Below are 11,706 nucleotides of genomic sequence, written 5' to 3'. Positions count from 1 at the left end.
GATCGGTTTGAGGGCCGTCGCGACCTTCTTGCGGTCGGTGTAGGACACGAACCGCATCGCGGCGCGGATCAGATGCACGGTGCAGGTTTGCACGGTGCTCAACGGCCAGGTCGCCTCGATCGCCTCAGCGAAGCCGGTCAACCCGTCACAGCAGACGATCAGAACGTCGCGGATGCCTCGGTTGCGCAGCTCGGCGCAGACCCCGGCCCAGAACTTCGCCCCTTCGGCGGCCTGCACCCAGATCCCGAGCACATGCTTCACCCCGTCGAGGTCGACACCGACCGCGATGTGCGCGGCCTTGTTGCGCACCTGGTGCCCGTCACGGACCTTCACCACCAGCGCGTCGAGGTAGATGATCGGGTAGATCTCCTCCAGAGGCCGCGACTGCCAGGCCTTGACCTCGTCGAGAACCGAGTCGGTGATCTTCGAGATCGTCTCGTGGGACAGCTCGGTGCCCAGCGTGCGAGCCAGATGGTGCTGGATGTCGCGGACCGTCATCCCACCCGCATACAACGAGATGATCATGTCGTCGAGGCCGCCGGCGCGACGAACCCCCTTGGCCACCAGCCGCGGCTCGAACGTGCCCGCCCGATCCCGCGGCACCTCCAACGGCACCGGACCCACCTCGGTCAGCACCGTCTTCGGCGTGCTGCCGTTACGCGAGTTCGGCGACCCCCGCCCAGCCGGATCACCCTTCTCATAACCCAGATGCCCCGTCAACTCCGCCTGCAGACCACGCTGCAGCACCGCCTTGAGCATCTCCGGCAGGAACCCTCCCTCACCGGTCAACGCCACCTCACCGGCATCCACCCGACGCATCACCTCATCGAGCAAACCGGCATCGATCATCTCGTCGACCGCCGCACGAGCCAACGACGGCGACGGTTCACTCCCGCGCTGATCACCAGTCACGGTCATCTGTGTACTCCTTCAGCTCACGCTGATCTCGTTACACAGACCATCTGACACGCCCCACCCCGAGTGGCTACGGACGGCCAAGAAGCGTCCGCCGTCGAAGCGGCAGGTGCGCGATGCGCAGCTGACGGAACTGGTCCGCGGGATCCACGCCGCGAACTACGGCGTCTACGGAGGAGCCCGCAAGGTCTGGCACGAGCTGCACCGCCAAGGTCACCAGACGGCTCGGTGCACGGTCGAGCGGTTGATGCGTAATGTTGGCCTGTTCGGCGTCGTGCGCGGCAAAAAGATCCACACCACCATGGCGGACCCGGGGCATCAGCGGGCTGCCGACCTGCTCAACCGGGTCTTCACCGCAGCCCGGCCCAACAGGTGCTGGTTCGCGGACTTCACGCACGTCGCCACCTGGTCCGGCGTCGTCTACGTCGCGTTCGTCGTGGACGTCTACTCCCGGGCGACCGTCGGCTGGTCCGCAGCGATAAACAAACGCACCCCGCTGGTCCTGACCGCCCTCGACATGGGCCTGTTCGCCCGCGCCGGGCAGCCCATCGGCGCGGGCCTGGTGCACCACAGCGACGCCGCCAGCCAGTACACCTCGTTCCGGTTCACCACCCACCTCCTCACCGCCGGTATCGATGCCTCCATCGGCAGCGTCGACAACTTGGACAACGCGCTGATGGAATCCACAATCGGCCTGTACAAGACCGAACTGATCAAACCCCGCCGGCCGTGGCGCAGCCTGGCCCAGATCGAACTGGCCACCGCCGAATGGGTCGACTGGTACAACAACCAGCGCCTGCACTCAGCCATCGGCCACGCCCACCGACCGAATACGAATCGACGTTCTACGCTCAACACCAGCCCCGCGAGGTGGTTGTAGTCAACAGCTGAGGTCTCCACAGAACCCGGGGCGGTTCAGGTTCTGGTTCCCGTTGGAGGTGATCGTTGTCGCGGTCCGCTGGTACTTGCGGTTCAACCTGTCCTACCGTGACGTTGAGGAACTGCTGGTTGAACGCGGCGTCAAGGTCGACCGCGTCACGGTCTACCGGTGGGTGTAGCGGTTCACCCCGATGCTGGCCGACGCCGCCCGATTCAGCCGCCACTCACCGGGTGAGAGGTGGTTCGTCGACGAAACCTACGTCAAGGTCAACGGGGTATACCGCTACGTGTACCGGGCCGTCGACCAGGAGGGGCAGGGTCATCGGCGTGCTGGTCTCGGCACGTCGAGACGCCGGCGCCGCCCGGCGGTTGTTCCGACGAGCGTTGTCTGCGTCGAGGGTGACGCCCAGCAAGGTGGTCACCGACGCGAATGGCGGTCTCTCCCGGCGTGCTCGACGCGCTGATCCCGCATGGCACCACGTCGAGCAGTGCGCGAACAATCCGATCGAGGCTGATGCCAGCCAGCTCAAACAGCGGTAGAGAGCGATGCGTAGGCTACGAACGGACAAGACAGCACAGTGACCGTCGCCGGACTTGCCTTCATGCAGAACTTGCGCCGCGGACACCACGAACTCACCATCGACGCCTCGCCGGCTTCGCGAGTGGCCGCGGCGTTACCGATATCACCCGAGCGTTCTGACCTGAAACCGGGACATGGGTTCAGTACGTCCGTCGATCAGGCAACGCAACGGCGCCGACGCGAACGACACCAACAGCGAATTGCTCCTGAACCCCCGACCACGTACCGGAGAACTGCAACCGCTCAACCTCGCCACCGAGCCCGCGCTCGCCGAACTCATCAGCGCGGTCGACCTCGCCGATCTCCTGCAGTAGCTCACGCGTCACATAAGGCCAATTATTGTGTTCCCTTCGAACCTCAGCCCCTGGTCGCCCTCGCCCCGCTGTCGCCCTCTGCCCTACCTGACGGGCTTGGCCGGCTGCCCCGCCATCTCACCGGATCGCAGGCCGGCCCGCTGCACGAATATTGCCCGTCGAGCGACAGCATCGCCCTTGATGTTGAGTTGGTAGCCCTCGAGCCAGAGCCAGCCGTCGTATGTCCGCCAGCCGAGCACCCGGATCACCCGGAAGAAGATCGGGTTGATGAACTGCACGCTGGCCGATCGGGACACGTAGAGAAGGTCACCGGCACGGGGTGCGGTCACCGCACCCACCCGAGGAACCGGCGATGAAGAAGCCCGGCCGGAGCCCAACCCATGTCCTGGCTCGCGGCCACCAGGCACGACCCCATGTATAGAGCTAGGGACATGGGCGCTTCTTCGTACTCGGCCTTCAGCTCCTGCCTCCGAGTGCGGCACGGCCAAGGGGCACCGCACCCACCGCAACTCCAAATAGGCAGAACAGGCGCGTGAGATGTCATCCCGCCTCCCCTGGCCAATGCCGGCGGCGGATGGGGATGCGGTGCCTCGATCGGCACGGCAGCTCGCCCCCGCAGCGACAAATCCTCCGAGCTCTTCTCCATGACCACACCGGCCGATGTCGACGCGCCAAGGTCAGGGCGACTGCGATCACGTACTGGTCGTAGGAGACCTGCCTGCCCACCGTGACCCCTCCCGCATATGGGGGCATGGCAGCCGGGCCACGCTCGGTCATCCGACCACCACACCCGGCGAACACGTTGCCACGCATCACGGCAATTCGCAATATGCGGATTGCCGCCCTGCGTTCCGCGTGTCTGCGAACGGAAGTCAGGTCCTTCGCATGGCAAGATGACCAGGTGCCTCAACGCCAAAGCCCTACCGTCAGGCGCCGACGACTGGCGCTGACCCTGCGGCAGCTCCGTGACAGGGCTGGCATCACCTCTGCCGAAGCAGCCAGGCGGGTGGACCACGATGCGAGCTGGCTCAGTCGTATCGAGACGGCAGAGGTACGGCCCCATCCCAACGACGTGCGGGCGCTACTGGCGCTGTACGGGGTAGAAGGTGATCAAGCGGAAGCCGTCATCGCCGTAGCGCGTCAGGCGAAGCAGCGCGGTTGGTGGCAGCGGTACAGCGACGTCTTGCCAGACTGGTTCGCCGCCTACGTCGGGATGGAGTCCGAGGCGTCGGTCATCCGCACCTACGAATGCCAGATGGTGCCCGGCCTGCTGCAGACCGAGGAGTACGCGCGGGCCGCGTTTGAAGGCGCGCCGGTCCCAATGCGCGACGACGAGGTAGAGCGCCAAGTCGCGCTCCGGATGGAGAGGCAGATCATCCTGTCAGTTGACGATCCGCCGCTGCTGCGCGTAGTCATCGACGAGGGAGCAGCCCGGCGGATGGTCGGCGGACCCGAGGTGCTCCACAGACAACTCAACCGCTTGATCGAGGGCTCGACCAAGAGCAACGTCCAGATCCAACTCCTTCCGTACTCCGCCGGAGTTGGCTTCGACGGCAGCTTCGTGATCCTCGACTTCCCACCGATTCCCGAGCCTTACCCCGACGCCGCCGAGGAGCGGATGGTCTACGTCGACACGCTGACCGGCGCGCTGTACCTAGACCGACCATCGGAAATCGCCGCATACGCCGCAGCACATGAGCAACTCCAAGCCCAGGCACTGGCCCCCAAGCCCACACGAGATACGCTGCGTGCGATTGCCGCCGAGCTGATCACATAGGAGGCCAGGAGCCATGGACCTGTCTCGCGCTGTCTGGCGCAAGAGCACCAGGTCCGGTTCAAGCGGCAACTGCGTCGAGGTGGCCACGCCACCACAGGTCGTCATGGTCCGCGACAGCAAGCAGCCGCACGGACCCATGCTCTGCATCTCCCACGGCGATTGGCTCGCCTTCATCCAGCGCATCAAGGCCGGCAGCTTCCAAGCGTAGGAGCGATCCCGCCCAAGGTGGTCAAGATTCCCTGCCCCACCGCGCACAACATCACCGAGAGCCTGCCAGCGGTTGCGGACGCCCTGCTATTGGGCGACGGGCCTCATGATTTACGCCGTCGCTCGCCCGAGAGCAAGGAGTTCGCCGGCGACCAGGTAGGTATGGATGGCGCAGAGCTCGGCTTCCGGCACACCGACGTCGGCGTGCACCCCCTTGTTGGCGAGCTTGTCGATCGCGTTGAAGCGTTCGATCAAGCCGCCCACTGCTACGTTCACCGTCTCGGCCGTCGTGTCGCTGGGCGTGTGGTTCTTGACGTACTCGTAAACTCGATTGCGGTAAGCCGCATCGTTGAGTGAGTGGCCCGCGTCGGTCTTGGCACCTGGTACGCCGGGTAGCACGTGGTCGGCGACTGCCTTAAGTATGCGCCGACACGTGGTAACGGCCTGCGAGAGTTCCTCTGCGACCGGCACGGCTGGGTCGCTGGTTGCTGCCCGTAGCCGCCGATACACGGCGGAGAACTGATCGAGCAAGGCCGGGGCGCCCTGCGCCAGCATGGCGTCCACCTTGGAACGGAAGCGCTCGAAGATACGTTCGTTGACATTGGCGTAGGTCAGCTGCCGCTCCCACGCGCACAGGGCGGCGAACACCGAGTGTTTCACCCTTTCTTTGACGTCTCGCATGAGTTGCTCGCTGAGCGCTACATCGTAATTCGGTGGGTTCTCCGGGAACATCTGGATGAGGCTTTCGACCGTGCCCAGCCCGTGAGCAGCATGTTTCCCCTTATCGGGTCCTGATGTGATGGCTCGCGAGGCGAGATAGCGCGTCATGGCTGCCTCGACTGGCCCGTCGGGGTCGTCCCACAACGATGGGTCCGCCATCAGGTTCCTGGAGTCCTCAGCGTTGGCGAATGGCTGGCCGCCGGAGGGCTTAAGCTGCATGCCGAGATAGACAGCGAATTCTGTTTCTCCCAGCAGCGAAGCAATCCGGGCCGCCCGTCGGGTTGTCGCGTCGATCGGCCGATCGTCGATCTCGTCCAGCGCTCGCTGCACGAGCGTCAGCACGTAGTCATTGCTCATGTCCGCCACAGGGATGGACCATATCGGCACCGCACGACATTCCATCTGGCTGGCCCCGGCTGCAGTCGGTCAGCGGCAGCAGCAACGGTTCCGGGCATCGCTGTCTTCCTCATGCTCCGCAGTGTCGGCATTGAAGGCCAGGGCTTCGCGTAGCGAGCCGATTTCGTCGGGTAAAGCCCCACGGTGGCCCACCGGCGGGTAGGGCCGTCTCGACGCCTAACTAGCCGGCCACCCCAACCTCGCCGCCGCCGGGCTACCCGTACCGGCAAGGCAGGCCGCAGTCCGGCGCCGCCGGCCCCTGGTCGCCACCGCCAGCGGCGCCCAAGTCGACCAGGACGCGGTGTGGCGGCTGTTGCGCCGCCTTTCGCCACCGCCGGCATCCCGGCTTGGTGTTCGCGCCCGCGCCTCGACCGCGAAGCCGTTCAGGTGCCGCTCGTCGAGTCCCCCGCCATCCCCGACCGCGAGGCCCTCGGCACCCTGCAACCCGGGCCGGCGCAGCACCCGCCGCAGCGCCTCTGCGTCGCCGTCTCGCAACCACGGCACCGAGAAATGCCAGGGCTTCTGGGCCCCATGCCCTGATGACACTACTCAGGCAGTCCACCGACCGACTCCACTTCTGACGCCCCGGCCGCGCAGACCTAAGCGATCCTTCGGACCAACAGCAGGACGCGCGCAAGTGCAGGCCATGAACGGACATTTGCGAGAACTACCCGCTTCGAAAGTTTGTCAGCGTCCGATACATTGAGTAGACGTTGCGTGACTCACCGATGGCAGCGGCGGCGCCGGGTTATCGCCAGGGGGAATTCGTGTCCCGTTCAGTGTGGGAGCAACTCGATCCGCTCACCTTCAACGACGGCGTGTTCTACGTATCCGCCGGGGTCGAATTGCAGCCGCGGCTCAACCTCTGGGGCCATCCCGAGCAACCCGACCTGCGCGAACGGCTCGCCAACGACCGCCCCCACGGCGTCGGCGGCAAGAAGCTACTTTGCCTGCTTTGCATGCGCCACCGGGCCCAGAAAGGACTCCCTCGCATGGCGGTCTGGCTGACCTTCGTCGAAGGCCGGCACGGTCCGATGTTCCGGCACGAGGACGGCCGCTCTCCGCACCCGGAGCACGAGCCCGAGACCGACACCCACAAGGCGCTCAAGGAGCGCAAGGCCCGCACCTGGGAGGCCGTCGGCGGCACCGTCGCGGTCGAGGTGTGGCGGCCACGAGCCCGCCGCCGCCCCGACGTCCTGGCCATCGGCCCGGACCTGCCCCGTGGCCGGGGAGGTCCAGCATTCCAAGGCAACCCCGCGGAGTATTCAGGTCCGGCAACGAGCGCTCCGCAAGGCTGGCGACCGGGTGGTGTGGACGACCGACCGTGGCGCCAGCGACATCGCGTTCCTGCACGCGGTGCCGCACCTGTCCGTGCCGGCCCTCGCCGACCACCGCATGGACCTGTCCGAAACTCGGCTGGAGATCGGCGCCGGCGCGATCACCTTCGAGACGCAGCGATGCGGGTGGGCGGACCTGTGGACAGGCACCACCCGGTGCCCGGCTACCCGCAAGGCCAAGCCCTGCTGCAGCCTGCACCTATACCCGACGCTGAACCCGCACAGTTACAGCCGGCAGATGGCCGCCACGACCGCCATGTTCCCCTGCGGTCCTCGCCCTCACCTCGACCACCTGCTGGAGGGCATCCTCCACGGCACGTGGCTCCGTACCGGCACCGCGACCGCGTCAGCTGGATCCCCGTCGACGCGCACGCCACGGTCACGGCCGAGCGAGGCGGAACCGTCGACCTGGCCGAGAGCGGACGCACGCCGCGCCGTGACAGGCCCGCGGGACGAGCATGCGAACGGCGATACGGTGACGCTATGACACAAGCCGAAGCGGCCGGGGTGGAGAGTTCGCCCCTGTGCTGCGGCCAGACGCTACCTGGAAAGGCCGGTCAGCCGCTGGTTCTCGCCTGCCAGCTCTGCCGAAACTCCCCGAACTACTACAGGCGCGACGAACTCGACCGAGAGCGGGTTTAGCAGCGCGGCAAACCGGAACCCAGACTCCTGCTCGATCCGGTCAAATTCCGGGTCCGACAGTCCAGAGACGAACGCACATACGTCTCTGAGCCGTAGCCGCCTCATCGTTTCCTGACCGAGATTGGAGCCGCTGCATGGCGCTCAGAATCGCACTGGGACTTCCTACCCACACACCAAAGGTGTACGCACCCTTCGCTCCCGAGCAGGTCGCGCTACTTCGTCGGTGGCAAGCAACTCCAGTGGCGGAGCATATGAGGTGCCCGCGTCACGGCAAAGTTCTGCGGAAGAGCTCGGATCTGGTGCCTGGTGACAGTGGTTGGACCTGCACCTTCCGGACGGCGGACTATCCGGACCTTCTCTGTTCGTACACAACCGAATGGGCCTATGCAGGGATGCTAGATGAGGACACCATTCAGAAGCTTGAGGAGATGTCGGTTGAGGCCGTGGAGGTCTCGTTCAACGACAACTCGGACGAACCCTTGCACGTATTCTCGGGCTATGATCTCCTCTTAGCATTCCACGACGCGGCTGACATTGACTGGGAGGAGGTTGCTGAACGCGGCGCTCTTGACGAGCGGCGAGGTCTAGTTATAACTCAGAGCACCGTTTTGGAGGATCTGCTCAGCGATGTGATCGTGCAGTTGGAACGCCCGGACGATCCGGAGACGCGTCTACGCGAGCTAGACCAGTGGATGATCGGGAAACGGCTAAAGCATGTCGAGTCGCTACTTGAGCGTGGTGCGTACCCGGAAGTAAAAAATGCTCTCCCGTTCGAGGAGTTGTGGGACGTAGTAAGGCGTCGCAACGAGCTGGCACACGGGAACCTCATGCGGGTTATCGGCGAGGCTTGTCCGCGTTCTGAAGGTCCGGGCAAGACTCGGCGGGTTGAGTGGCACCTCGTGGACCGTCGGTCCAGGGGGTCCCGACTGATCACGATGGCCGGCTTACGCGAGGACCTGTCCGCCGCCACCACGGCGTACACAAACCTACTACGCTGGTCCAGCAAACTAGAGTAGCGACTTAGGAAGTGCGGCCCCTGAGGTGTAACCCATACCGCAGATATTGAACGCGGGAGTATAGGAGCCAGCGGCGATCAAGCAGGCGAATCCGTCGGAGTCGCATCAAGCCGTTCGACGTCCAAGATGACGTCACGCACGGACTGATAACGCTTCGAGACGTCGTGTGCCGTACATTTGCGCACTATCCGACTCACTTCATCGTCGCTCGACTTGAGGGATTCGCGCCCTGTGAAGATATAAGACAATACCCAGCCGATCGAATAAATCTCATTCCGAACCCCATAGCCCCTGAAGTCGTGGAGGAGCGGATCGCGGATGGTACCGCGCATCTCTGTTTGAGTCCGAGTGAAGTTCGACGACTGATCCTTGACCAAGCCGAAGTCCGACAGCTTTACCAGAACGGCACCGCTTGCATAAACCTTCATAAGAACGTTCTGAAGGCTGATATCACGGTGAAGCAGTTTCTGACCATGGAGGTAGTTAATGCCATAGAGAAATTGGAGCGCGATCCGCTTCCTGGAGGAAAACGACAACTTGTTGTTGCGCTTGGCAATGAAGCCCCTCAACGTGTCGTCACAGTACTCCATGCGATACTCATTCCGCTCTTGATTGTATCGGTACACCTCAAGAACGTACGGAAAGCTGAGACGCTTCATGACTTCGAATTCTCGCTTGAATCGAAGTAGGTCGCGGTCTTCAATGCCTTTCTTGGCGCGTTTTATCGCAAACCTGACGTTATAGTCAGGATCGAGGTAGGAGTAGACGATAGCGTAGGAGCCTTGTCCTTCCATCTTCAGGTTCACCGCCGACTGACGCTTCTCCAGCCTCGCGGTCATTTCCGGTCGGACGAAGACCGGCTCGTACTTAACAACCATGATCTGCTCAAAATCGTCAGGAACCGTACTCCCGCCGCTGCTCGACAGCCATGGATCGCAACGCTTGATCGCCTGCTTGTATCTGTCATCGAATGAGACTTCGATGCCAGCGTGCTTGAGGCCTTGAAGGTCCTGGTTCAGTTCATCAATAAGGGCTATAAGGTCGCGACTGCTATCCGCCCAGTAGTGATGCGTGCTCCTCGCTCGATCATTGATGCTTTCGAAGTGCCGGTTTAGCCGCTCGTGGAGGACCGCAAACATTTGGCTAAAGTCATGGTCTTCGTAGAGTCGCAAGAAAGCCTGCGACGCTTCCTGGGCAGCATACTTCGTTTTGAGATCTTCCAGCAAAAAATCCGAAGGCCTCATTGCGTCGTTCGCCATCGAGCCACACCAGCCTCTATTTGCCGCTTCACAGCAGTCGCTAAGCAGACAGTCGCGGAGATTATACCCGAGCTGAGCGCCTTTAGATTAAGGCAGAGTTGGCCACTGGCCCTCATCGGGATGACAGTGCACCTGTTGCCCGCATTGCCGGGCGCTGCGCGTCACCGCCTCTGGCAAAGCCGCAGCGCGGGCATGGTCGGGTTCGATGTGTTCCTCCGCCCTGGCCCAGAGCCTTCGCACGGGCGGCAGCCTGCCCCCGCGGGTGCGTACCGGATGAGCGTGGGCGAGTCGGCAGAAGCCTCGTCCGATCTCATCAGCGTTGTTGACCGGCAGGAGTCAGAGGCCAAACTCCCGCACGGCCGCCGACCGCCGCCGTCGCACGACTGCTGCCGCGCCAAGCCAGACCAGCAGTTTACGACCGCGCATCAACCCGAGCCGCTCCCAGGCCAAGAGATCCACTAACGACGACAGTGGACATCACCTCCCAGTCCTCGCGCCGGCACCCCGGCCATGATCCATAGCGGGCGACGCCTTCACGGACACGGTCCTCGGGTCGATCGCTGTCTTCAAGGTCGAGTCAGGGCCGATCGCTCAGTCGAGGACTGGGTTGCACTACGGGCGGCGATGGTCGTGATGGAGCGAGAACCGTTTGCATCATAATGCGTCAGTTAGTGCAAACTAAAGAACGCAGAGGAAGGAGTTGAAGGCGATGGTTCGAGCGGCGACGGAGGCAGAGTGAATTGGGCAAAGATAAAACGACTGGACAGCCGGAACACTAGTCGCAACAATAAGTCGATGAGCCTGGCCCGCGACCACGCTGATGATCCGAACTTCGACTTTCCCTGGCCGGTGGATGACACCGACCTGCTGGCCGAGGGCGAGGATTGGTGGCTTGTGGCCTGCATGGACTGGCCGCGGGACCGCTGGATCGGCTACGTCCAGGGCTATTGGAAGGCTGCTACGGTGATCGCCGAGCAGGTCGCTGTCGCCGGTCGAGACCAGGACTACTTGGTCTATCCGTTCCTCATGTGTTGGCGTCGCTACGTCGAGCTCCAGCTCAAGGCCTTAATCCTCCTGGCCAAAGCGTATCGCCGCGAGCCTGCGAACCTACCGTTAACCCACAAGATCGACCAGTTGTGGCGGATGGCTCGCCCGCTGCTGCAGGACGCATTCCCGAGCGACTCTCAAGAAGATCTGGACAACGCCGAGCGGGTTCTCTTGCAGCTCAACAGGTTCGACCCCACCTCCGAGCACTTCCGCTACCCGATCCAAAGAGACGGGTCGGAGACACTCTCGACGCTTGGCCGCGTACACATCCGCCGGTTCCACGAGGTAATGGAGGCGGTCGCCGGCCTGCTTGACGGCTCGGACACCGGCATCCGCGTGATGATCGACCAGCGCAACGAGTACGAGGAAGCTATGCGGGATCTGTACGGGTGCTGAGGTGAGCTCCAGCTCTGCATACTCGTCAGCCTCTACGGGTTCGTCGACACGGTAGGCCGAGAAGAGCAAGGGCTTGTCGATGAGATCGAGCATCTGAAAGCGGACTGCGGTGTACCTGCTTTGTTTGTAGGCCCGCAGGATCGAGCGGCCAACCTCGTCTGCGACGGACTCAAGAGCCTGCCCGGCGTTGTCACGAATGGGTGGGTGCCGCACCGTGGTCC

12 protein-coding genes and 1 pseudogene are annotated in these 11,706 nt (G+C 63.6%); 9 read left to right on the top strand and 4 right to left on the bottom strand.

From position 1 onward, the window contains the following. The coding region (locus ACIP9D_RS13730) for an IS256 family transposase (RefSeq protein WP_350874789.1) at nt 1-849 on the bottom strand (849 nt) is incomplete at its 3' end. Between the two features lie 67 nt (nt 850-916). Between ACIP9D_RS13730 and ACIP9D_RS13725 the strand changes: the two genes are divergently transcribed. The 4 genes and pseudogenes from ACIP9D_RS13725 to ACIP9D_RS13710 all read left to right on the top strand — a co-directional run bounded on the left by ACIP9D_RS13725 (nt 917) and on the right by ACIP9D_RS13710 (nt 2,688). Continuing rightward, a complete protein-coding gene (locus tag ACIP9D_RS13725) occupies nt 917-1,795 on the top strand; it encodes an IS3 family transposase (protein ID WP_350875469.1) in 879 nt (292 codons plus the stop codon). Nucleotides 1,796-1,985: 190 nt separating this feature from the next. After that, nucleotides 1,986-2,099, top strand: a pseudogene (locus ACIP9D_RS13720) (DDE-type integrase/transposase/recombinase); the annotation flags it as partial. 22 nt (nt 2,100-2,121) lie between these two features. Beyond that, nucleotides 2,122-2,334, top strand: a complete 213-nt coding sequence (locus ACIP9D_RS13715) for a DDE-type integrase/transposase/recombinase (protein WP_400449890.1) — start codon at nt 2,122-2,124, stop codon at nt 2,332-2,334. Nucleotides 2,335-2,508: 174 nt separating this feature from the next. After that, on the top strand, nt 2,509-2,688 hold the full coding sequence (locus ACIP9D_RS13710; protein WP_350875430.1) for a hypothetical protein: 180 nt from the start codon (nt 2,509-2,511) through the stop codon (nt 2,686-2,688). A gap of 83 nt (nt 2,689-2,771) precedes the next feature. Here ACIP9D_RS13710 and ACIP9D_RS13705 read toward each other — a convergent pair whose 3' ends face one another. Next, nucleotides 2,772-3,017, bottom strand: a complete 246-nt coding sequence (locus ACIP9D_RS13705; protein WP_350875428.1) for a hypothetical protein — start codon at nt 3,015-3,017, stop codon at nt 2,772-2,774. Nucleotides 3,018-3,589: 572 nt separating this feature from the next. On the opposite strand from ACIP9D_RS13705, the gene ACIP9D_RS13700 reads away from it, so the two are divergent. Both ACIP9D_RS13700 and ACIP9D_RS13695 read left to right on the top strand, forming a co-directional pair. Further along, nucleotides 3,590-4,465 (top strand): helix-turn-helix transcriptional regulator, encoded by an 876-nt coding sequence (locus ACIP9D_RS13700; protein WP_350875426.1) that lies wholly within the window; start codon nt 3,590-3,592, stop codon nt 4,463-4,465. A gap of 13 nt (nt 4,466-4,478) precedes the next feature. Next, nucleotides 4,479-4,673 (top strand): DUF397 domain-containing protein, encoded by a 195-nt coding sequence (locus ACIP9D_RS13695; RefSeq protein ID WP_350875424.1) that lies wholly within the window; start codon nt 4,479-4,481, stop codon nt 4,671-4,673. A gap of 110 nt (nt 4,674-4,783) precedes the next feature. On the opposite strand, the gene ACIP9D_RS13690 is transcribed toward ACIP9D_RS13695, so the two are convergent. Further along, nucleotides 4,784-5,758, bottom strand: coding sequence for a hypothetical protein (locus ACIP9D_RS13690; RefSeq protein WP_350875422.1), 975 nt, complete (start codon nt 5,756-5,758; stop codon nt 4,784-4,786). A 1,251-nt stretch (nt 5,759-7,009) separates the two neighbouring features. Here ACIP9D_RS13690 and ACIP9D_RS13685 point away from each other — a divergent pair. Both ACIP9D_RS13685 and ACIP9D_RS13680 read left to right on the top strand, forming a co-directional pair. Then, entirely contained in the window at nt 7,010-7,612 is a 603-nt protein-coding gene (locus ACIP9D_RS13685; RefSeq protein WP_350875420.1) for a hypothetical protein, read from the top strand. Nucleotides 7,613-7,901: 289 nt separating this feature from the next. Further along, nucleotides 7,902-8,783 (top strand): hypothetical protein, encoded by an 882-nt coding sequence (locus tag ACIP9D_RS13680; protein WP_350875418.1) that lies wholly within the window; start codon nt 7,902-7,904, stop codon nt 8,781-8,783. 77 nt (nt 8,784-8,860) lie between these two features. On the opposite strand, the gene ACIP9D_RS13675 is transcribed toward ACIP9D_RS13680, so the two are convergent. After that, on the bottom strand, nt 8,861-10,042 hold the full coding sequence (locus ACIP9D_RS13675) for a protein kinase family protein (protein ID WP_350875416.1): 1,182 nt from the start codon (nt 10,040-10,042) through the stop codon (nt 8,861-8,863). A gap of 795 nt (nt 10,043-10,837) precedes the next feature. Here ACIP9D_RS13675 and ACIP9D_RS13670 point away from each other — a divergent pair. After that, a complete protein-coding gene (locus ACIP9D_RS13670) occupies nt 10,838-11,485 on the top strand; it encodes a hypothetical protein (protein WP_350875414.1) in 648 nt (215 codons plus the stop codon). Nucleotides 11,486-11,706: the final 221 nt, after the last annotated feature.

This window comes from Micromonospora sp. NPDC093243, from assembly GCF_044753725.1.
Lineage (GTDB): Bacteria > Actinomycetota > Actinomycetes > Mycobacteriales > Micromonosporaceae > Micromonospora.
The sequence above is the reverse complement of the archived record's forward strand: the minus strand, read 5'-3'. Positions and strand labels throughout refer to the sequence as shown.